The following is a 20073-nucleotide window of genomic DNA, read 5'->3' on the forward strand; positions in this document are numbered from 1 at the left end:
CCCGGCGGGGGCGGGGCCGTGGCCGTATATTCGCGCTGACCGGCCCTGCCCAGCTCCGTCCTCAGACACAGTTCGGGAGAATCCGTGGAAATCCTGGCCTTCGGTGTGCAGTCCGACGAGAAGCCCCTGATCGAGACGGCCTTCGAGGGACTGCACGAGGTCCGCTGTCTGGACGTCTTCCTCAACCGGGACACCGCCCCCATCGCGGCCGGCTACGAGATCATCTCCACGAGTGTCAACGCCGACCTCAGCGCCCCGGTGCTCCAGACGCTCGCCGCGGGTGGCACGCAGATGATCGCCCAGCGCTCCACCGGCTTCAACAACATCGACCTGGAGGTCGCCGAGCGGCTCGCCCTCCGCGTCGCCCGGGTCTCGTACTACTCGCCGTACTCGGTCGCCGAATTTGCCTGGACGCTCGCCATGGCCGTCAACCGGCGCATCATCCGCGCCGCGAGCCGCACCCGGGACTTCGACTTCCGCCTCGACGGGCTGCTCGGCCGGGACATGCGCGGCCGGACCGTCGGCGTGCTCGGCACCGGCAAGATCGGCGAGGTGTTCACCCGGATCGCCCACGGCTTCGGCATGAAACTGCTCGGCTGGGACGTCGTCGAGAACCCGGCCTGCGTCGAGCTGGGCATGGAGTATGTGGAAAAGGAGCGGCTGTTCGCCGAGGCCGACCTGATCAGCCTGCACGTGCCGCTGCTGCCCAGCACCCAGCACATCATCGACGAGGCCGCCCTCAAGGCGATGAAGGACGACGCGATCCTCGTCAACTCCAGCCGGGGCGGCCTCATCGACACCGCCGCCCTGGTCACCGAACTCCGCGCGGGCCGCTTCCTCGGCGTCGGACTCGACGTGTACGAGGCGGAGGCCGGGCTGTTCTTCCTCGACAAGTCCCTGGAGGGCATCGACGACGACACCCTCGCCCGCCTGGTGACCTTCCCCAACGTCGTCGTCACCTCGCACCAGGCCTACTACACCGAGGACGCGGTGGGCCAGATCATCGACGCGACCGTTCAGAACGTCACCGACCACCTGGCCCGCCGCCACAGCGAGAACGTCCTCGTACCGCGGACTCCCTAGGACCTGTCTCAGCTCGGCACGGGCAGCCCCGCCAGCAGCTCCGTCACGATCGCCGAGCCCCGCACGGTCAGCACCGACTCCGGGTGGAACTGCACCGAGGCGAAGCCCGGCCCGCGCAGCGCGTGCAGCTCACCGCTCTCCTCGTCACGGCTCACCTCGACACCGTGCGCGGCCAGCTCGGCGGCGGCCTGGCCGTCGCACCGGGCGGTGAAGCTGTTGTAGAACCCCACCGTCTCCGGCCGCCCGAACAGCTCGATCCTGGTCTGAGCACCCTGGTACGGCACCGCCTTGCGGACGATCCCCAGCCCCAGCTCCGCCGCGATCAGCTCGTGCCCGAGGCAGACCCCCAGCAGCCCGTGCCGGTGGTCCCGCACCAGCTCGGCGGCGAGCTCCCGCAGCAGTCGCATCTTCGGGTCGGTGAGATCGCCGGGGTTCCCCGGGCCGGGGCCCAGCACCACGGGCCCCTCGTGCGCCCGGACCGCCTCGCGCAGCCCCGGCTCGTCGTACCGGCGCACCGAGACGTCGAGACCGGACGCCCGCAGCAGATGGGCCAGCATCGCGGTGAACGTGTCCTCGCCGTCCACCACCAGGGCGTGCCCGGACAGGTCCCGGACGCGCTCCTGCATCCGCAGCCAGAACGGGGCGAGCCCGCCGCGCCGGTCGTCCAGCGCCGCCTGCACCCGGGGGTCGGACGCCAGGCGCGGCCGGTCCGCCTCCGCCGCCGGGCGGCCCGGCCGCACCCCGAGGGCGGCCAGCACCCCGGCGGCCTTGGCGTGCGTCTCGGCCACCTCGCCCGCCGGATCCGAGTGGCGTACGAGCGTGGCCCCGACCGGCACCTTCAGCGAACCGTCGGGGGCGATGTCGGCGGTACGGATCAGGATCGGCGAGTCCAGCGTCTGCGCCCCGTTCGCGTCCCGGCCCAGCAGGGCCAGTGCCCCCGCGTAGTAGCCGCGCCCCCCGGACTCGTACCGCTCGATCACCCGGCACGCGTTCTGCACCGGGGAGCCGGTCACGGTCGCCGCGAACATCGCCTCGCGCAGCACGTCCCGCACATCCAGCGAGGACTTCCCGCGCAGCTCGTACTCGGTGTGCGCGAGGTGGGCCATCTCCTTGAGCCGGGGCCCGACCACCACCCCGCCCATGTCGCCCACCGTGCACATCATCTTCAGCTCCTCGTCGACCACCATGGACAGCTCCTCGCTCTCCTTGCGGTCCCCGAGGAACGCCAGCAGGCTCTCGGGGGTGGGCCCCTCGGCCGGGTAGCGGTACGTCCCGCTGATCGGGTTCATCACGACCGTGCCGCCCGACATCCGCACATGCACCTCGGGGCTGGCGCCCACCAAGGTCCTGTCCCCGGTGTGCACCACGAACGTCCAGTACGCGCCCCGCTCGCCCGCCAGCAGCCGCCGGAACAGCGCCAGCGCGTCCGCCCGTCCGAACCCGGGGATCTCGCCCCGGAACGTCCGCCGGATCACGAAGTTCGCGCCCTCGCCCTGCCCGATCTCGTCCCGGATCACCCGCCGCACGATGTCCGCGTACTCCTCGTCCGGCACATCGAAGCCGCGGTCCACCACGGTCACGTCATGGGCGGGCAGCGCCGCCAGCACCTCCGCGAGCTCCAGCTCGTGGTGCTCGTCGGCGACCAGCACGCTCAGCGGCGTCCCGTCGTCGCGGACGTCGAAGCCCCGCTCGGCGATCTGCCGGAACGGCACCAGGGCCAGCGCGGGCGACGCGCCCACCGGCAGATCGGCCAGCCGGTCCGCCTCCCGCACCCCGCCGATCAGCAGTTCGACGTGATCGTGGTCACGCCCGGGTGTACGGCGGCGCAGCAACGCGAACGGCGGGGCGTCCTCGGAGAGCAGCCGGCCGATGAGGGCCGACGCGGATCGGGACGAGGTCTGGGACATGGGAGCAGGTTCCTTCCGGACGGTCCGTACGGGGATCCGCACGGGGTTCACAGGGAGAGGAACGGCTCCTGAACACGGAAAAGGCCGCCCCTCGGGCGGCCTTCGCGAAGTGTCAGCGCGATGAATCAGCGGGCCGCCGGATGAGCGGTCCACCACCAGTTCTGGATCGAGATCTGGATCTGTTGCGTCGACATGCCCCGACCTTAGCGGACGATCCGGGCATTGGAGCGGGTGTCTCAACTATTGAGCGTTCGAATGGACGCCCTCCGGGACCCCGTAATGTTGTGCACGTGACCGTGAACGCCAATACCTCCGTCGCCGGTGGCAACACCTGGCGAGACCTTCCCGCGGCGCAGCAGCCCGAGTACCCCGACTCCGAGGCGCTGCGCGATGTACTCGCGGACCTCGCGTCGTATCCGCCGCTCGTCTTCGCGGGCGAGTGCGACCAGCTGCGCGCCCGTCTGGGAGCCGTCGCCAAGGGCGAGGCGTTCCTGCTCCAGGGCGGCGACTGTGCCGAGGCCTTCGACGCCGTGTCCGCCGAGCACATCCGGGCCAAGCTGAAGACGCTGCTCCAGATGAGCGCCGTCCTGACCTACGCCGCCTCCGTGCCGGTCGTCAAGGTCGGCCGGATCGCGGGCCAGTACTCCAAGCCGCGCTCCAAGCCGACCGAGACCCGCGACGGCGTGACCCTGCCGACCTACCGCGGCGACTCGGTGAACGGCTTCGCCTTCACCGAAGAGGACCGGGTCCCGGACCCGCAGCGCCTGAAGCAGATGTACCACGCGTCCTCCTCCACGCTGAACCTGGTGCGCGCCTTCACCACCGGCGGTTACGCCGACCTGCGCCAGGTCCACGCCTGGAACCAGGACTTCGTGAAGTCGTCCCCCGCGGGCCAGCGCTACGAGGCCCTGGCCCGCGAGATCGACAACGCGCTCAACTTCATGAAGGCGTGCGGCACCGACCCGGCCGAGTTCAAGGCGGTCGAGTTCTACGCCTCGCACGAGGCGCTGCTGCTGGACTACGAGACCGCGCTGACCCGTACCGACTCGCGTACCGGCGAGCTGTACGACACCTCCGGCCACATGGTCTGGATCGGGGAGCGCACCCGCCAGATGGACGGCGCGCACATCGAGTTCGCCTCGAAGGTCCGCAACCCCATCGGCATCAAGCTCGGCCCGACGACCACCGTGGACGAGGCGCTCGGCTACGTCGACCGCCTCGACCCCGAGCGCGAGCCCGGGCGGCTGACCTTCATCGTCCGCATGGGCGCCGACAAGGTCCGCGACAAGCTCCCCGAGCTGGTCGAGAAGGTCACCGCCTCCGGCGCGACCGTCGCCTGGGTGACCGACCCGATGCACGGCAACACCTTCGAGGCCGCCTCCGGCCACAAGACGCGCCGCTTCGACGACGTCCTGGACGAGGTCAAGGGCTTCTTCGAGGTCCACAAGGGCCTCGGCACCCACCCGGGCGGCATCCACGTGGAGCTGACCGGCGACGACGTCACCGAGTGCGTGGGCGGCGGCCACGAGATCTTCGTGGACGACCTGCACCAGCGCTACGAGACGGCCTGCGACCCCCGGCTCAACCGCAGCCAGTCGCTCGACCTGGCCTTCCTCGTCGCCGAGATGTACCGCGACCAGTAGGAGTCCTCGCCGGACGCGCCTGTGGGGCACGGATCGATGTGATCCGTGCCCCACAGCCGTACCCGGGACTTTTGCGCCGCCCGGGGGACGGGTAAGGTTAGGTTAGCCTCACCGACGAAGACGGGGACGGCACCAGCGACCGACCCGCAGGGAGGTGAACCGCATGTACGTCTGCTCCTGCTTCGGTGTTACCGAGGCCCAGGTCAAGAAGCATGCGGACGCCGGTGCCTGCACTCCCCGGCAGATCGCGTCGGCCTGCAAGGCCGGCACGGACTGCGGTGGATGTGTGCGCCGCATCCAGGCTCTGCTGGGACGCGGCGACTGCCCGCGCCGCGAGCTGCTCGACCAGCGGCAGGAACCCGTGGTCGCCTCCGTCACGCGTCCGGTCCTCTCCGACGCCGCCTGAGCGGTCCGACGCCGCCTGAGCGGTCGGCCGGCGGTCAGCTCTCCGGCTGCTCGATCAGCTGGGCGATGTAGAGCGGCTCACCGAGCTTCTCGACCAGCTCCAGCTGGGTGTCGAGGTAGTCGATGTGGTGCTCCTCGTCCTCCAGGATCGACTCGAAGATGTTCGCGGAAGTGATGTCGCCCTTGCCGCGCATCACTTCGATACCGCGCTTGAGGCGGTCGATCGCCTCCACCTCGACCTGGCGGTCCGCCTGGAACATCTCGGTGACCGTCTGACCCACCCGGACGTGGAACAGCCGCTGGTAGTTCGGCAGCCCGTCCAGGAACAGGATCCGGTCGGTGAGGATCTCGGCGTGCTTCATCTCGTCGAAGGACTCGGCCCGGGTGTACTTGGCGAGCTTGGTCCACCCGAAGTTCTCCTGCATCTTCGCGTGCAGGAAGTACTGGTTGATGGCAGTCAATTCGGCGGTCAGCTGCTCATTGAGAAACTCAAGGACCTCGGGGTCGCCCTGCATGGCAAAGGCTCCTTCCAACCGGTGATCGATCTGGCAAGTTGGCCAGATCCTCGCACCGCGCTCAGCGGCCGTCCAGTAAGTGCACGCTTAGTACGAGTTGCCCCTATGGGGGTCCTCCCTGGTCATGACCACCCCTGCCTGTCTGTCACCATGGAGACATGGGTCAGCCGGAAAACCGGGAGAAACGCGGAGCAGAGCAGTCGGAGCTTCCACCAGGACAGCGACTGCAGCGCGGATGGCCGGTCACCCACTACGGGCCCGTTCCCAAGTTCAAGCCCGACCGCTGGGAGTTCCGGGTCTTCGGGGCCACCGCCGACGGTGACAAGCACTGCTGGAACCACCAGGACTTCTCGGCACTGCCGTTCTCCTCGGTCGTCGCCGATCTGCACTGCGTGACGAAGTTCAGCATGCTCGGCGCCGAATGGGGCGGGGTCCCGGCGGGGGCGATCCTCGAACTGGCGCCGCCCGCCCCCGACGCCACTCATGTGATGGTCTGGGCGGAATACGGCTTCTCCTCGAACCTGCGCCTGGCCGACTTCGCCTCCGAGCGCACCCTCTTCGCCACCCACAAGGACGGCGAACTCCTCACCGCCGAGCACGGTTTCCCGCTCCGCCTCGTCGTCCCGCACCTGTACGCCTGGAAGGGCCCCAAATGGGTCCGGGGCATCGAGTACATGACGGCGGACCGGCGCGGATTCTGGGAGGAGCGGGGCTACCACAACATCGGCGACCCCTGGTCCGAGCAGCGCTACTCCTACCAGGAGGAGCCCGGGGACGGACCCGAGCTCTAGAGCCCTCGGAGCTTCTTGAGCCGGGCCACGTCCGCCGCGTGCCCCTCCTTGCCGCCGGGCGTCTCGATGATCAGAGGTACGCCCTCGGTCGCCGGATGGGCGAACAGCTCGGCGAACGGCTCCGCCCCGATATGACCGGCGCCGATGTTCTCGTGCCGGTCCTTGTGGGCGCCCACGACGTCCTTGGAGTCGTTGGCGTGGATCAGCTTCAGCCGCCCCTCGCCGACCGTCTCCACCAGCAGGTCCAGCGTCTGCCGCATCCCCGACGGACCGGTCAGATCGTGCCCGGCGGCGTAGATGTGGCAGGTGTCCAGGCAGATGCCCAGCTTCGGGTGGGAGTCAAGCGCCTCGAAGTACGGCCCGAAGTCCCAGGTCCGGGAGCAGAGCGAGAAGCCCTGGCCGGCCGTCGACTCCAGCAGCAGATCGGGATCGTCGTCATGGGTCAGCTCGTCCAGCAGCGGCCGCATGTGCTCCCGCACCTGGGCCAGCGCCTCGGTGCGCGGTCGCCCGCCGGTCGCCGAACCGGTGTGCACCACCACGCCCAGCGCGCCGATCTCCCGGGCCCGCCGCAGCGAGTGGCGCAGGGACTCCACGGACTTCTCCACCGTCGCCTCGGTGTGCGAACCGAAGTTGATCAGATACGGGGCGTGGACGTACGCGGGCATCGAGGCCGCCGCGCACTCGGCGCGGAACAGCTCGTCCTGCGCCGGGTTCCCGGCGGGCGTCGCCCAGCCGCGCGGGTTCGCCACGAAGACCTGCACGGTCTCCGCCGCCAGCTCGCGCGCGTACTCCAGGCCCACCTTGGCGAGGCCGCCGGCCACCGGGACATGCCCGCCCACCGGGTTCCGCAGAGAGTCCATCAGGTTCTAGAGCCCCTTGGTCTTGATGGTGATCGTGGAGCCCTCGGGGGCCTGTTCGCCGCCGCCGACGGACTGGCTCGCGATCGTGTCGCTGAAGGAGAGGAACGGCCGGTCGACCTTCACCTCGAAGCCCGCCTCCTCCAGGGTGGTCCGCGCCTCGTCGACGTCCCGGCCGGTGACGTCGGGGACGTCGAGCATCCGGGGGCCCTTGGAGACGGTCAGCTGGATCGTGTCGCCCTCGGCGGCCTCGGTCCCCTCGCCGGGGGACTGCTCGGCCACATCGCCCGCGGCCTCGGGGGAGTGGACCCGGCCGGGCAGCACCTCGGCCTTCAGCCCCTCGGCCTCCAGCTCGGCGGTGGCCTCGTCGGCGGAGAGCCCGGTGACGTCCGGGACGTCGATCGGGGCGCCCTTGCTGACGACGAGCGCCACGGCCGTGTCCGGATTGCGGTCGGTGCCGGCGCGGGGATCCGTGCGGATCACCTCGCCCCGTTCCACGTCCTCGCTGAACTCCCTGGTCACCATCCCCGGGACCAGGCCCACCTTCTTCAGTGAGCGCCGGGCGTCCGCGAGGGAGGCGCCCACCACATCGGGCACCCGCACGATCTCCGGGCCCCGCGAGACGACGAGCGTCACCGAGCCGTTCCCCCGGATCCGGTCGCCGGAGTCGGGCTTGCTGCTGACGACCTCGCCCCGTTCGACCGTGTCGCTGAAGACCCGGTCCACGCCCTTCAGCCCGAGCCCCGCGTCCGCGAGCCGCTTCTCGGCGGTCTGCTGGGTCTGCCCGAGCAGCGAGGGGACCTGGGTGAACTGGCCGGAGTTGATGTACCAGACGCCCGTGCCGATCCCCAGGGTCAGCAGGACGGCGGCGAGCGCGATGATCAGCCTGCGGTGCGGCCCGCCGAACGGACCGCGCCGGCCGGCCGTTCGCCGGGCCGGAGCGGCGGGCCCCGCGGGCGGCATGGCCAGGCGGCTGGTGCGGTGCACGCCGTCCCCGCCGCCGTCCTGCGGAAGGGCCCGGGGGATCACGCTCGTACGGTCGTCCGCGCCGTCGTGGGAGTCCGACAGCGCCTGCGGCGGTACGGCGTCCAGCTCGGCGTCGGTCAGCCCGGCGCGGGCCTCACGGGTCTCGGCCAGCAGCAGCACCGCGTCGTGCGGGCGCACCTCGGGATTGCGGGCGGTCGCGCTCGCCACCAGGGAGTCCAGCGCGACCGGAAGCCCCGGCACGACGGCGGACGGGGCCGGAACGTCGGAGTTGAGGTGCTGGTAGATGACCTGGGCGGCGTTCTCGCCGGTGTGCGGCTTGGCGCCGGTCAGCATCTCGTACAGCACGACCCCGCAGGCGTACACATCGCTGCGGGTGTCGGCGGTGCCGTGCTCGATCTGCTCGGGCGCCAGATACGACACCGTGCCCAGCAGCGAGCCGGTGGTGTCGGTGGCCGTACCGACCGCCCTGACCAGGCCGAAGTCGGCGACCTTCACCCGGCCGTCGTCCCCTATCAGGACGTTCTCCGGCTTCATGTCGCGGTGCACGAACCCGGCCCGGTGCGCGGCGCCGAGCGCGGCGAGGACCGGCTCCAGGATGTCCAGCGCGGCCCGGGGCTGAAGGGCCCCGCGCTCGCGCAGCACGTCGCGCAGGGTGCAGCCCGCCACGTACTCCATCGCGAGATAGACGTACGCGCCCTCGGCGCCCTGGTCGAAGACCGCGACGACGTTGGGGTGCGCCAGTCGGGCCACCGACTTGGCCTCCCGGATGAAGCGCTCGACGAACGAGACGTCGGTGGCGAGCGCCGGGTGCATCACCTTGAGGGCGAGCACCCGGTCCAGGCGGGTGTCCACGGCCCGGTAGACCGTGGCCATCCCGCCGACGGCGATGCGCGCCTCGATGCGATACCGGCCGTCGAGCAGCTGCCCGACGAGCGGGTCCTGGAGGGTCGTGTCCACCCCGAGAGTCTACGAGCCGCCACCGACACCCCGAACGGCCCGGGGCACTCCCGGAGCAGTTCTGCAGCCGATCCGTGACAGGGACAGGTCCCTTGGCTACGCCCCCGGTGGGCGGCCCGTGCGGGGACAATTCAAGCCCCTCCGGCGATTGAGGAGCGCGGTCCGGGGGCAGCGCCCCCGATCACGTACCCGGCGCTCAGAACGCGGGCCGCTCCGGATCCAGCGCCGCCCGCCCGTCCACCGGCGACGACGCCTCCGCGAAGTGCCGGCGCGGAATCCGGCCGGCACGGCGGGCCAGTCGCCCCGCCTCCACCGCGTGACGCATCGCCCCCGCCATCAGCTCCGGCTCCTGGGCCCGCGTCACCGCCGAGGCGAGCATCACAGCGGCGCACCCCAGCTCCATCGCCTGCGCCGCGTCCGAGGCGGTCCCGGCCCCCGCGTCGAGGATCACCGGCACCCCGGCCCGCTCCACGATCAGCTCGAAGTTGTGCGGGTTGCGGATGCCGAGCCCGGAGCCGATGGGGGAGCCCAACGGCATGATCGCCGCGCACCCCACGTCCTCCAGCTTCCGTGCGAGCACCGGGTCGTCGTTGGTGTACGGCAGCACCACGAACCCGTCGTCGACCAGGATCTCCGCCGCGTCCAGCAGCTCGACCGGGTCGGGCAGCAGGGTCCGCTCGTCGGCCACCACCTCCAGCTTCACCCAGTCCGTGCCGAGCGCCTCCCGGGCCAGCCGGGCGGTCAGCACCGCCTCGCCCGCGGTGAAGCAGCCCGCGGTGTTCGGCAGGACCTGGATGGAGAGCCGCTCCAGCACCGAGAGCACCGAACCCTGCACGGTCGGGTCGAGCCGGCGCATCGCGACCGTGGTCAGCTCGGTGCCCGACGCGATCAGCGAGCGCTCCAGCACCTCCAGGCTCGGCGCTCCGCCGGTGCCCATGATCAGCCGGGATCCGAAGGCGGCGGGCCCCAGTGTGAAGACGTCGTCCGACATGGTCAGCCTCCCTGTACGGCGGTGAGGACCTCGACGCGGTCGCCGTCGCCGAGCGTCGTGGCGGCCCACTGGCCACGCGGGACGACGCTCTCGTTGACTGCTGCGGCGACTCCGGACCGGGCCCGGGTGAGGGTGCCGACCAGGGCACCCAGATCGGTCCCGGCGGGAACGGCGCGGGCTTCCCCGTTCACCGAGACGGAAACGGTGGCGGTCGCGGCGGATTCCGGGCCGGCTGCTCGCGGTGCGGCGTCGGCTTCCGGTGCGGTGGGCTGCTGGGTCATACGGGCTGCTCCTGGAGTACGGGGGCGGCGGCGGGTTCGAAGCGGCCGGGGGCGAAGGGCCGGGCCTCCTCGGGCAGCTCGCCGGTGGTCAGGACGTCGGCCATCGCGTCCCCGGTGACGGGCGTCAGCAGGACGCCGTTGCGGTGGTGGCCGGTGGCGAGGAGGAGACCGGGCAGGGCGGTCGGGCCGAGCAGCGGGGCGTTGTCGGGCGACGCGGGACGCAGACCGGCCCGGGTCTCGGTGAGCGGCAGTTCGGTGATGCCCGGCACCAGCTCATGGGCGTCGCGCAGCAGCTCGTACACCCCGCCCGCGGTGACCGTGGTGTCCCAGCCCATTTCCTCGCTGGTGGCGCCGACGACCAGCTCGCCGTTCTCGCGCGGTACCAGGTACAGGTGGCCGCCCCGGACCACGGCGCGCACGGTGCGGCTGAGGAAGGGGGCGTACGCCGGGGGCACGGTGAGCCGGAGGACCTGGCCCTTGACCGGGCGGACCGGTGGCACGAGCTCCGGCGGGAGCCCCGCGAGCCGGCCGCTGAGGCTGCCCGCGGCGAGTACGACCTGGCCGGCCGCGAACTCCGTACCGTCGCCGAGCAGCGCCCCGGTGGCCCGGCCCCTCTCCACGGTGAGCCGCTCGGCGGTCGTCCGGCGGAACGCGACCCCGGCCCGCTCGCACGCCGTCAGCAGCGCCGAGGCGAGGCGGCGCGGATCCACCTGGTGGTCGCCGTCGACCCGGAGGCCGCCCCGTACGCCCGGGGCCAGCATCGGTTCGAGCCGACGGCACTCACGGCCGCTCAGCCAGACCGACTCCAGGCCCGAACGTTCCTGGAGGGCGTGCAGTTCGCGCAGGTGCGCCCGGTCGTCGGAGTCCAGGGCGACGGCGAGCGTGCCGCAGCTCCGGAAGCCGGTGTCCCGGCCGCTCACCTCCTCCAGCTCCTCGACGAACGCCGGATAGCGGGCGGCGGAGGCCAGGTTGAGCCCGAGCAGCATCTGCTCGCCGTAGTGCAGTTCGGTGACGGCGGCCAGCATGCCCGCCGCGACCTGTGCGGCGCCACCGCCCGGTTCGGGATCGGCCACGGTGACCGTCAGCCCGCGCTGCGCGGCCCGCCACGCGGTGACCAGGCCGATGATGCCGCCCCCGATGACGAGGACGTCGGATCCTGAGGTTCCCGTTCCCCCCAGGGCTCCGGGGGTCTTCCCCGAGACGCGCATGAGTGTCCAGCCCCTCCCTTCGCCGGCATGACCCGGATCAGGTTCGTACGGTCGGAGGCCGTCCAGTCTCCCTCTCAGCCCGGTGCGTCCGGGCTCCCGCGAGTGTTCTACCGTGGCCAGCCTAGACCCACTCACTCGCGGCCAGTAAGGGAGCGCCCACCGTGGCCCGTTCGCTCGACGGACTCGTCCTCGCGCCCGTCGCCGACCAGGCCCCGGGCCAGGTCGGCACCCGTACCCGCTTCACGTACCACGAGCAGGGCGGCCGGATCTGGGCCGAGTACGCGGGCGGTGACGTGGTCCGCGGCCATCTCGTGGGCACCCGGGACGGGGACGCGCTGGACTTCCGCTACGTCCAGCTCAAGCAGGACGGAACGACATCCTCCGGGCACTGCCTCTCCACCGTCGTCGATCTCACCGACGGCCGGGTCCGGCTGGAGGAGCGCTGGGAGTGGGAGTCCCAGGAGGGCAGCGGGACGAGCGTGGTGGAGGAAGTGGCCTCCTGACGGCAGCCCTGAGGGCGGGTGCCCGGCAGCCATCTTCCTGACCTTTCGTCAGATGATTAAGGTGGACAGGTGAGCGAGCAGCAGACGGAGAAGAGTCCCGCCCGGCACGTCGTGATCGTCGGCGCGGGCATGGCGGGCGTGCAGAGCGCCGTCGCCCTGCGCGAGGCGGGCTTCACCGGCCCCGTCACCCTGATCGGCGCCGAGCCCCACCAGCCCTACGACCGCCCGCCGCTGTCCAAGGCCGTGCTGCTGGGCAAGGCCGAGGACTCCGCCTTCGACGTCGACTTCGAGGCGCTGGACATCACCCTGCGCCTCGGCCTGGACGTCACCGCCCTGCGCGCCGCCGACCACACGCTGGACACCGCCGCCGGGCCCGTCCGCTACGACTCCCTGATCCTCGCGACCGGCGCCGAACCCATGACCCTGCCCGGCACCGAGGGCGTGCCCGGCGTCCATCTGCTGCGCACCCTCGACGACGCCGCCCGGCTGCGGCCCGTCCTGGACCGGCAGCACGACGTGGTCGTCGTCGGCGCGGGCTGGATCGGCGCCGAGTTCGCCACCGCCGCCCGTGCCGCGGGCTGTGCCGTCACCGTCGTCGAGGCCGCGGCCCGCCCGCTCGCGGGCACCCTGCCGGCCGAGGTGGCCGCCCCGATGGCCGCCTGGTACGCCGAGAGCGGCGCCGAACTCCTCACCGGGGCCCGGGTCGAGCGCGTCGAGGAGGGGGCCGTGGTCCTCGCGGACGGCCGCGGCCTGCCCGCCGGGGCCGTGGTCGTCGGCATCGGGGCGCGCCCCGCCACCGGCTGGCTGGCGGGCTCCGGGATCGCGCTCGGCCCGGACGGCTCGGTCACCGCCGACAGCGCCCTGCGCACCTCGCTGCCCGATGTGTACGCGGTCGGCGACTGCGCCTCCTTCCCCTCCGCCCGCTACGGGACCCGCCTCCTGGTCCACCACTGGGACAACGCCCTCCAGGGCCCGCGCACCGCGGCCGCCGCGATCCTGGCGGCGGAGAGCGGCGAACCGCTCCCGGTCCACGACCCCGTGCCGTACTTCTGGTCCGAGCAGTTCGGCCGCTTCGTGCAGTACGCCGGCCACCACGCCGACGCCGACACCCTGCTGTGGCGCGGCGACGCGGCGGACGCGGCCTGGTCGGTGTGCTGGCTGCGCGGGGGCGCGCTCGTCGCCGTACTCGCCGTGGGCCGCCCGCGCGACCTCGCCCAGGGCCGCAGGCTCATCGAGTCGGGGGCCGTCCTCGACCCGGAGAAGGCCGCCGACCCCGCCGTACCGCTGAAGTCCGCCGCCCTCTGACCGCCGCGTCGGCCGCCGCCGGCACCCCCCGTACGGTCGGCCCGGCTACCGGCTGTCAGTCCCAGGTGGCACGCTTGTCCCTGTGACCGAGATTGACGCAAAGACCGATGCTCTCGTCCCCGCCTGGCTCCACCTTCCCGACATCGCGGAAATGCTCGATGTCCAGGTGACGCGCGTACGGCAGTTGGTCAAGGAGGGCCAGCTCATCGCCGTACGCCGTGGTGAGAACCGGGCGCTCCAGGTGCCCGCCGCCTTCATCGACGGCGACAAGGTGGTCAAGGGCCTCTCCGGCACCCTGACCCTCCTGAAGGACGACGGCTTCTCCGAGGAAGAGATGCTGGAGTGGCTCTTCACTCCTGACCCGACCCTGCCCGGCACCCCCGCGCAGGCGCTGAGCGAGAATCGCGGGACGGAGGTGAAGCGCCGCGCCCAGGCGCTCGCCGTCTGACCGATACGACAGGAAGCGGCGCACGGGCCGTCCGACACGGCCCGTGCACCGTCACGACCACGGGGGACTCCGCTCCGCCGTGACGACCACGGGGGAAGCTCCACGATGTCCACGCCTTCCACGCCGCGCGAGCAGCTGTCCGACGCCCGGCTCTACCTGTGCACGGACGCCCGCAAGCGGCAGGGTGACCTCCCCGCCTTCCTGGACGCGGTGCTCACCTCCGGCGTCGACATCGTCCAGCTCCGCGACAAGGGCATGGAGGCCGCGGAGGAGCTGGACCACCTCGCGGTGTTCGCCGACGCCTGCCGCAGGCACGGCAAGCTCCTCGCCGTGAACGACCGCGCCGACGTGGCCCACGCCATCGGCGCCGACGTCCTGCACCTCGGCCAGGGCGACCTGCCCGTTCCGGCCGCCCGCGCGATCATCGGTGACGGCCGGCTGATCGGCCGCTCCACGCACGCCGAGGCCGAGGTCGACGCCGCCGTCGCCCAGGACGGCGTGGACTACTTCTGCACCGGCCCCTGCTGGCCCACCCCCACCAAGCCCGGCCGCCACGCCCCCGGCCTCGGCCTCGTGCGGTACGCCGCCTCGCTCGGCAGCCCGCGCCCCTGGTTCGCGATCGGCGGGATCGACGCGGGCAATCTCGACCAGGTGCTGGACGCCGGGGCCCGCCGTGTCGTCGTCGTCCGGGCCATCACCGAGGCCGACGACCCGGCCGCCGCCACCGCCGAACTGGCCCGCCGCGTCCGGGCGCACACGGTCTGAACTCCGGGTGCACGGCGGGCGGACATTCCGGGCCGCTGTCCGGGAGTGTCCGAGGAGTGGACAACAGTCCGGCAAAACCAGACAAAGTTTCCCGCTCTGGTTGGGGGAGTGTCCACCCCCTGGTTAACCTCCCCTTATGGCCCTTGGAACAGCTTCCACCAGGACGGATCACGCGCGCACCGTGCGTGAGATGCTGGCGACCGGCAAGACGTCGTACTCCTTCGAGTTCTGGGCGCCCAAGACGGAGAAAGGTGAGCGCAACCTCTGGAACGCGCTGCGCCGGGTCGAGGCTGTCCGGCCGAGCTTCGTCTCCGTGACGTACGGCGCCGGAGGTTCCACCCGTGCCGGGACGGTCAAGGCCACCCAGGAGATCGCGGCGGACTCCACGCTGACGCCCGTCGCCCACCTCACCGCCGTCAACCACTCGATCGCCGAGCTGCGCAACATGGTCGGGCAGTACGCCGACGCGGGCATCAGGAACATCCTCGCCGTCCGCGGCGACCCGCCGGGCGACCCGATGGGCGAGTGGGTGGAGCACCCGCAGGGGGTGAAGTACGCCGCCGACCTCGTCCGCCTCATCAAGGAATCGGGCGACTTCTGCGTCGGCGTCGCGGCTTTTCCCGAAATGCACCCCCGGTCCACCGACTGGGAGACGGACATCGGTCATTTCGTCGACAAGTGCCGGGCCGGCGCGGATTACGCGATCACCCAGATGTTCTTCCGCCCGGAGGACTATCTCCGGATGCGTGACCGCGTCGTCGCTGCGGGTTGCGAAACGCCGGTGATCCCCGAGGTCATGCCCCTCACCAGCGTGAAGCAATTGGAAAGGTTCTCCCAGCTCAGCAACGCGACCGTGCCCGCGTCGTTGAAAGAGCGCATCCTCGCAGCCAAGGACGATCCCGCCGCTGTACGCTCCATTGGCATCGAGTTCGCAACGGAGTTCTGCGCGAAGCTGCTGTCCGAGGGTGTGCCCGGGCTGCACTTCATCACGCTCAACAACTCGACGGCTACGCTCGAAATCTACGAAAAACTCGGACTGCACAAGCAGTCGTGACCGGTCGTACCCGCCCCCGAAGCGGTGACGGCCGAAGGAGGGGGCGGGCGTGGGCTGGACGGTCCTCTACATCGCATTCGGTCTGGTGGCACTGTGGCTGCTCGGCGAGGTGCTGCTGCAGTACAAGGCACGACTGCGCTGGCGGCTGCTCGCCTTCGGCGGCTTCCTCGGCGTGGTGGCCGGCGTGCTGCTGGCCTCCGTCCCGGTCATCGTCGTCGGGACGCTCGCCTTCGCCACCGGCCAGACCTTCGTGACGCTGTCCTTCCGGCGCGGCTTCTCCACCGGCTGGGCCATAGGCGGCAACCCGGGGGAGAGCCGCCGGCGCAAGGGCGGCGGCGAGGGCGCGGCGACGAAGGAACCCACGCTGGAGGTCTCGGACCTGGAGGTCGCGGAGCCGGACGCCCCCGCCGGCTACGACGGTCCCCCGGCCGCCCCGCCCGCACCGTCCCTCTACGCGACGGAGCCGCTCCCCGACGACACCGGCCAGTACGGCGTGTACGGGGACACCGGCTACGACACGAACGGCCACGCCCACCAGGACCAGGGCCACGACGTGGACCCCTCGGCCCAGCCGCAGTACGACCCGTACACCGGCTACGGCCGGCAGCCTGCCCAGGACCCCTACGCCGGAACGTACGACTACGGCACCGGCGAGCAGAGCTACGCCGCCTACTCCGACCCGTACATCGGCACCACCAACCAGGCCCCCTCCTACGGCTACGACGCCTACGGCAACGGATACGACAGCCAGGGCGGACAGCAGAGCTACGCCGACCCCTACGCGCAGAGCTACGGCGCGGACCCGTACGGCACGGGGGCGTACGCCACGGACACCCCGCCCGGCGGCGTCTGGGTCCCGCAGCAGCGCGACGCCGAGCAGTACCCCCCGATGGAGCCGGAGCAGCCCACCGGGCCCCCCTCGTACGGCAACGGCTACGACACCGGCCAGAACGAGCAGTACCGCTACTGAGCGCGCCGCCGCCGGGGCGCTGCCCCGGCGGCCGGGCTCCTCAGCGGGAGCCGCGGAAGTCGTCGCCCTCCACCACGAGCCCGGCCACCAGCGTCCCCGACATCCCGGCGTGCGCGAGGCCGCCGCCCGGATGCGCCCAGCCGCCCGCGAGATACAGCCCCGGCAGCCGGGTGCGGTTGCCCGGGTGCAGATACGCGCCGTCCGCCCCGGCCAGCGCGGGCGGCGGCACCGCACCGCCCTCGGCGCCCGTCTCCGCCTCGGTCTCCGCCGGCGTACGGATCTCCGTGTGCAGGATCCGCTCCCGCAGCCCGGGAACGGCCGCGCCCGCCCGCTCCACCAGGACGTCCGCGAACCGCCGCCGCGCCGCCGCGTCCCGCCAGTCGACCGGGCCCTGCGGAGCCACCGTCGCGGTGAGCGTCACCGCCTCGTGCTCCGCGTCGGGGCGGGTCGCCGGATCGTCCGGCCGCAGCACCGTCACCGTGGGGTGGCCGGCGACCCGGCCCCCGAACACCGCCTCCTGCTCCGCCGCCCCGTCCGCGCTGTGCACCACGGTCCGGTGCACAGCGTCCGCCTCCCGGGCCCCGCGCAGCGACAGCAGCACCGTGAACCGGCCCGCCGCACCCGCGCCCGAACCCGCCCGGACCGGCACATCGCCCGCGCCCCACACCTGCTGACCCGGCACCAGCCCCGGCCGCGGCCGGCCCCCGAGCACCACCCGGTCGGCCTCGGCCACCTCACCGCCCGCCAGCTCCACGCCCGCCGCCCGGCCGTCCTTCTCGACGACCCGGACCACCTCGGCCCCGAAGACGAACTCCACCCGGCGGGCCACGCACCGCTCGTACACCGCCCGGGCCAGCTCCCGCATCCCGCCCAGCACGTACCAGCTGCCGAAGGTCTGCTCCATGTACGGCAGGAGCGCGGCGCTCGCGGGGGCGGTGCGCGGGTCGAGGCCGTGGGCGAGCGCGTACCCGTCGAGCAGGGCGGCCAGCCTCGGGTCCGCCAGCTCCCACGCGCCGATCTCCGCGACCGTGGCCGCCTGCCGGGCCGACCGCAGCAGCCGACGCTGCCGCACCGCCGGATACGGATCGCGCCCCAGCACCTGGTGGTCCGCGCGCAGCGGCTCCTCCAGCAGCGGCCGCCGCGAGCGGTCCCAGGCGTCCCGGGCCCGGTCCATGAAGTCGCTCCAGCGCGCCCCGGAACCCGCTCCCAGCGTCCCGTCCAGGGCGGCGGCCACCCCGGCCCGGGAGGCGTTCGGCAGGGACACCGCCGTGCCGTCCGCGAAGAGATGGCGGCTCGCCGGATCGACCTGGGTCAGCGTCACGCACTGCTCCAGGGACTCCTTGCCGGTCTTCACGAAGAGGTCCCGCTGGACGGCGGGGAGGTGCAGCAGCCCGGGCCCGGTGTCGAAGGCGAAGCCCTCGTGCTCATGGCGCCCCACCGATCCGCCGTAGCTCGCGGACCGCTCGTAGACCGTCACCTTCTCGCCCGCCACGGCCAGCCGCGCGGCCGCCGCCATCGCGCCCGTCCCGGCGCCGATCACCGCAATTCGTGCCATGCCGGTGACTTTATCGACCGGCGCCGACAGCTCAGCCGGGAGGCCAGTGCCCACCGGTCCCGGCCAGCCGTTTCTCCTCCCGCCGCCAGGGCCTGTCTGACAACTCCCGTCTGCCTCACGACGCCATGCACGCACTCTCGCCGCACCGGCCCCAGACCCAAGTACGTCCAGTACGCGGGCCTGGAGCCGGCACGCCGAGAGCACGCACCTGACGCCGCGCGGCCGCCCTACGGGCTACGACGGGAGTTGTCAGACAGGCCCTGGGCCCGGCGGCGCAGGAAGCGGCGGATCCGCGAGGCGAGGAAGACCACGGTGACGATCCCGAGCACCAGCAGCACGGCCGCGATGACGGCAGCCGCCACCGGGTTGAATATGGCGAACGTGACGACCCCGGCGACCCCGAGGTCCTCCGCGATGCTCATCCCGACGTTGCTGAAGGGCTCCGGAGAGGTGTTGACGGCCATCCGCGTGCCCGCCTTGACCAGATGGCTCATCAGCGCCGTGGACCCGCCGATCGCACCCGCCGCCAGCTCCGGCAGCGAACCGCTCTCCCCGGCCAGCAGCGCGGCGATCACCGCCCCGGCCACCGGCCGGATCACGGTGTGCGCTGCGTCCCAGACCGAGTCCACGTACGGGATCTTGTCCGCGACCGCCTCGCAGAGGAACAGCACCCCGGCCACGATCAGGACGTCGGTGCGCTGCAGGGCGGCGGGCACCTCGTCGGACACGCCGGTGGCGCCGAACAGGCCGAGCAGCAGGACCACCGCGTACGCGTTGATCCCGCTCGCCCAGCCGCTGGTGAACACGAGAGGGATGACAGACACGCAGGTGATCGTAACGACCCCGGTCGGGGGCCGGGTGGGGTTCGGTGCGGTGCTCTGAGTACGCGTACCTAGGCACACAGATGAGTAGCAGCGCGGATAGGCCCCCACCTGCGGGGACGGCAGAGTGATGACCACGGACGGGGCGCTGCGCCGGGACCGCCGGCACGGGGCGGCGGAACGGCGCGGTTCCCCCGACGCAACGGGGGTGCGCGACGGAGCCCGGGGACCACGGGGGACATACGGGGTCACGGGGAACGGGATTCCGGATGCACGGAAGACGCCGGTCCGAGGATGTTCGCGGGGGATGCGAACGTCATCGGCCGGCGTCTTCGGCTTTCCCGGCGGCTTCCCGGTGCCTTCCCGGGCGTGCGGCCTCAGTGTCCGCTGACCCGCCCGTGCAGCAGCAGGGACAGCGCCGAGTGGACCTCGTCGATCGAGCGCTCCGGCTGGAACGCCTGCCAGTCCAGCGCCGCCACCAGCACCATCCCGACCAGCGCGGCGGCCGTCAGCGGGATGTCGATCTCCTCGCTCAGCTCACCGCTGCGCACGGCGTCGCGCAGGACGCCCTCGACGACCGCCACAGCCTCCTGACGGACCACCAGCAGCGTGGACTGCCAGGCGCGGTTGGTGCGCCAGAGCTCGGCCACGTACAGCTGGGTGAAGGCCGGGTAGCGGTCGATGAAGGCGAGCCCGGCCCGGATCATCGCGTCCAGCGCCTCGACCCGGGTGCCGCCCCGCTCCTCGGACTCCTCGGCGGCGGCCCGCAGGGATGCGGTGAGCAGTCCCACACCGTGCCGGAGCAGCTCCTCGAACAGCTCGGTCTTGCTCTTGAAGTTGTAATAGACCGTGCCCTTGGCGACCCCGGCCCGCTCGGCGATCTCGTCGACCGTGGTCGCCGAGAAGCCCTTCTCGGCGATGAGCGTCACCGCCGCCTCGTAGAGCCTCTGCCGGGTGGCCTGGCGGCGCGTGGTGCCACTGCTTTCCATGGGGCCGATTCTTCCAGGCCCGGGCGCACCCGGGGACG

Annotated in this window: 21 protein-coding genes and 1 riboswitch; of the genes, 10 read left to right on the plus strand and 11 right to left on the minus strand. The window is 72.2% G+C overall.

The window, feature by feature from the left end; all coding sequences use genetic code 11:
- Positions 1 to 84: 84 nt before the first annotated feature.
- Positions 85 to 1083 (plus strand): 2-hydroxyacid dehydrogenase, encoded by a 999-nt coding sequence (locus tag IE140_RS08625; RefSeq protein ID WP_150192949.1) that lies wholly within the window; start codon positions 85 to 87, stop codon positions 1081 to 1083.
- Between the two features lie 8 nt (positions 1084 to 1091).
- Here IE140_RS08625 and IE140_RS08630 read toward each other — a convergent pair whose 3' ends face one another.
- Both IE140_RS08630 and IE140_RS36585 read right to left on the minus strand, forming a co-directional pair.
- A complete protein-coding gene (locus IE140_RS08630; RefSeq protein WP_150192948.1) occupies positions 1092 to 2990 on the minus strand; it encodes an anthranilate synthase family protein in 1899 nt (632 codons plus the stop codon).
- A gap of 125 nt (positions 2991 to 3115) precedes the next feature.
- On the minus strand, positions 3116 to 3184 hold the full coding sequence (locus IE140_RS36585; RefSeq protein ID WP_106429850.1) for a trp operon leader peptide: 69 nt from the start codon (positions 3182 to 3184) through the stop codon (positions 3116 to 3118).
- A 102-nt stretch (positions 3185 to 3286) separates the two neighbouring features.
- On the opposite strand from IE140_RS36585, the gene IE140_RS08640 reads away from it, so the two are divergent.
- Together IE140_RS08640 and IE140_RS08645 are read left to right on the plus strand one after the other, a co-directional pair.
- Positions 3287 to 4633 carry a class II 3-deoxy-7-phosphoheptulonate synthase gene (locus tag IE140_RS08640; RefSeq protein ID WP_162600240.1) on the plus strand — a complete coding sequence of 449 codons (1347 nt, stop codon included), beginning with the start codon at positions 3287 to 3289 and terminating at the stop codon, positions 4631 to 4633.
- Positions 4634 to 4796: 163 nt separating this feature from the next.
- A complete protein-coding gene (locus IE140_RS08645; protein WP_109178235.1) occupies positions 4797 to 5039 on the plus strand; it encodes a (2Fe-2S)-binding protein in 243 nt (80 codons plus the stop codon).
- 34 nt (positions 5040 to 5073) lie between these two features.
- Here the strand turns inward: IE140_RS08645 and bfr are convergent, their stop codons facing one another.
- Positions 5074 to 5553, minus strand: a complete 480-nt coding sequence (gene bfr / locus IE140_RS08650; protein WP_003969666.1) for a bacterioferritin — start codon at positions 5551 to 5553, stop codon at positions 5074 to 5076.
- Positions 5554 to 5711: 158 nt separating this feature from the next.
- Between bfr and IE140_RS08655 the strand changes: the two genes are divergently transcribed.
- Complete coding sequence (locus IE140_RS08655; RefSeq protein WP_150192947.1) at positions 5712 to 6344, plus strand: sulfite oxidase-like oxidoreductase; 633 nt, start codon at positions 5712 to 5714, stop codon at positions 6342 to 6344.
- On the opposite strand, the gene IE140_RS08660 is transcribed toward IE140_RS08655, so the two are convergent.
- The 5 genes from IE140_RS08660 to thiO all read right to left on the minus strand — a co-directional run bounded on the left by IE140_RS08660 (position 6341) and on the right by thiO (position 11625).
- Positions 6341 to 7204, minus strand: coding sequence for a deoxyribonuclease IV (locus tag IE140_RS08660; RefSeq protein WP_032780300.1), 864 nt, complete (start codon positions 7202 to 7204; stop codon positions 6341 to 6343). The two genes, IE140_RS08655 and IE140_RS08660, sit on opposite strands and share 4 nt — an antisense overlap.
- A 6-nt stretch (positions 7205 to 7210) precedes the next feature.
- Entirely contained in the window at positions 7211 to 9145 is a 1935-nt protein-coding gene (pknB, locus tag IE140_RS08665) for a Stk1 family PASTA domain-containing Ser/Thr kinase (RefSeq protein WP_150192946.1), read from the minus strand.
- Between the two features lie 196 nt (positions 9146 to 9341).
- Positions 9342 to 10136 (minus strand): thiazole synthase, encoded by a 795-nt coding sequence (locus tag IE140_RS08670; RefSeq protein WP_093445035.1) that lies wholly within the window; start codon positions 10134 to 10136, stop codon positions 9342 to 9344.
- Positions 10137 to 10138: 2 nt separating this feature from the next.
- Positions 10139 to 10417 (minus strand): sulfur carrier protein ThiS, encoded by a 279-nt coding sequence (gene thiS / locus IE140_RS08675; protein WP_176741890.1) that lies wholly within the window; start codon positions 10415 to 10417, stop codon positions 10139 to 10141.
- Positions 10414 to 11625: a glycine oxidase ThiO gene (gene thiO, locus IE140_RS08680; RefSeq protein WP_093445034.1), complete on the minus strand. Its 1212-nt coding sequence runs from the start codon at positions 11623 to 11625 to the stop codon at positions 10414 to 10416. The genes thiS and thiO overlap by 4 nt, the downstream gene beginning before the upstream one ends.
- Positions 11623 to 11735: riboswitch (TPP riboswitch) on the minus strand. Its footprint overlaps the gene before it by 3 nt.
- A 51-nt stretch (positions 11736 to 11786) precedes the next feature.
- On the opposite strand from thiO, the gene IE140_RS08685 reads away from it, so the two are divergent.
- The 6 genes from IE140_RS08685 (at position 11787) to IE140_RS08710 (ending at position 16670) form a co-directional block, all read left to right on the plus strand.
- Positions 11787 to 12128, plus strand: a complete 342-nt coding sequence (locus IE140_RS08685; RefSeq protein ID WP_006123881.1) for an avidin-fold protein — start codon at positions 11787 to 11789, stop codon at positions 12126 to 12128.
- A 129-nt stretch (positions 12129 to 12257) separates the two neighbouring features.
- Positions 12258 to 13433 carry an NAD(P)/FAD-dependent oxidoreductase gene (locus IE140_RS08690; protein WP_229826738.1) on the plus strand — a complete coding sequence of 392 codons (1176 nt, stop codon included), beginning with the start codon at positions 12258 to 12260 and terminating at the stop codon, positions 13431 to 13433.
- An 82-nt stretch (positions 13434 to 13515) separates the two neighbouring features.
- Entirely contained in the window at positions 13516 to 13881 is a 366-nt protein-coding gene (locus tag IE140_RS08695; RefSeq protein WP_032761636.1) for an Rv2175c family DNA-binding protein, read from the plus strand.
- A gap of 105 nt (positions 13882 to 13986) precedes the next feature.
- Positions 13987 to 14646, plus strand: a complete 660-nt coding sequence (gene thiE, locus IE140_RS08700; protein WP_032761635.1) for a thiamine phosphate synthase — start codon at positions 13987 to 13989, stop codon at positions 14644 to 14646.
- A 136-nt stretch (positions 14647 to 14782) separates the two neighbouring features.
- Positions 14783 to 15700, plus strand: coding sequence for a methylenetetrahydrofolate reductase [NAD(P)H] (gene metF, locus IE140_RS08705; RefSeq protein ID WP_093445032.1), 918 nt, complete (start codon positions 14783 to 14785; stop codon positions 15698 to 15700).
- 49 nt (positions 15701 to 15749) lie between these two features.
- A complete protein-coding gene (locus IE140_RS08710; RefSeq protein ID WP_093445031.1) occupies positions 15750 to 16670 on the plus strand; it encodes a hypothetical protein in 921 nt (306 codons plus the stop codon).
- A 40-nt stretch (positions 16671 to 16710) separates the two neighbouring features.
- Here IE140_RS08710 and IE140_RS08715 read toward each other — a convergent pair whose 3' ends face one another.
- From IE140_RS08715 to IE140_RS08725, 3 genes are all read right to left on the minus strand, one after another.
- A complete protein-coding gene (locus tag IE140_RS08715; RefSeq protein ID WP_189460240.1) occupies positions 16711 to 18225 on the minus strand; it encodes a phytoene desaturase family protein in 1515 nt (504 codons plus the stop codon).
- A gap of 227 nt (positions 18226 to 18452) precedes the next feature.
- On the minus strand, positions 18453 to 19049 hold the full coding sequence (locus tag IE140_RS08720) for a DUF4126 domain-containing protein (protein WP_150192945.1): 597 nt from the start codon (positions 19047 to 19049) through the stop codon (positions 18453 to 18455).
- A 374-nt stretch (positions 19050 to 19423) separates the two neighbouring features.
- Positions 19424 to 20035: a TetR/AcrR family transcriptional regulator gene (locus IE140_RS08725; protein WP_006123872.1), complete on the minus strand. Its 612-nt coding sequence runs from the start codon at positions 20033 to 20035 to the stop codon at positions 19424 to 19426.
- Positions 20036 to 20073: the final 38 nt, after the last annotated feature.

It is taken from the genome of Streptomyces parvus (assembly GCF_014648875.1).
Classification (GTDB): Bacteria; Actinomycetota; Actinomycetes; order Streptomycetales; family Streptomycetaceae; genus Streptomyces; species Streptomyces parvus.

Excerpts from the sequence above, each read along its gene's own strand:
- IE140_RS08630 (WP_150192948.1), bottom strand. The coding sequence starts at position 2,990 with ATGTCCCAGACCTCGTCCCGATCCGCGTCGGCCCTCATCGGCCGGCTG.
- IE140_RS08645 (WP_109178235.1), top strand. The coding sequence starts at position 4,797 with ATGTACGTCTGCTCCTGCTTCGGTGTTACCGAGGCCCAGGTCAAGAAG.
- bfr (WP_003969666.1), bottom strand. The coding sequence starts at position 5,553 with ATGCAGGGCGACCCCGAGGTCCTTGAGTTTCTCAATGAGCAGCTGACC.
- IE140_RS08655 (WP_150192947.1), top strand. The coding sequence starts at position 5,712 with ATGGGTCAGCCGGAAAACCGGGAGAAACGCGGAGCAGAGCAGTCGGAG.
- IE140_RS08660 (WP_032780300.1), bottom strand. The coding sequence starts at position 7,204 with ATGGACTCTCTGCGGAACCCGGTGGGCGGGCATGTCCCGGTGGCCGGC.
- IE140_RS08670 (WP_093445035.1), bottom strand. The coding sequence starts at position 10,136 with ATGTCGGACGACGTCTTCACACTGGGGCCCGCCGCCTTCGGATCCCGG.
- thiS (WP_176741890.1), bottom strand. The coding sequence starts at position 10,417 with ATGACCCAGCAGCCCACCGCACCGGAAGCCGACGCCGCACCGCGAGCA.
- thiO (WP_093445034.1), bottom strand. The coding sequence starts at position 11,625 with ATGCGCGTCTCGGGGAAGACCCCCGGAGCCCTGGGGGGAACGGGAACC.
- IE140_RS08690 (WP_229826738.1), top strand. The coding sequence starts at position 12,258 with ATGGCGGGCGTGCAGAGCGCCGTCGCCCTGCGCGAGGCGGGCTTCACC.
- thiE (WP_032761635.1), top strand. The coding sequence starts at position 13,987 with ATGTCCACGCCTTCCACGCCGCGCGAGCAGCTGTCCGACGCCCGGCTC.
- metF (WP_093445032.1), top strand. The coding sequence starts at position 14,783 with ATGGCCCTTGGAACAGCTTCCACCAGGACGGATCACGCGCGCACCGTG.
- IE140_RS08715 (WP_189460240.1), bottom strand. The coding sequence starts at position 18,225 with ATGGCACGAATTGCGGTGATCGGCGCCGGGACGGGCGCGATGGCGGCG.
- IE140_RS08725 (WP_006123872.1), bottom strand. The coding sequence starts at position 20,035 with ATGGAAAGCAGTGGCACCACGCGCCGCCAGGCCACCCGGCAGAGGCTC.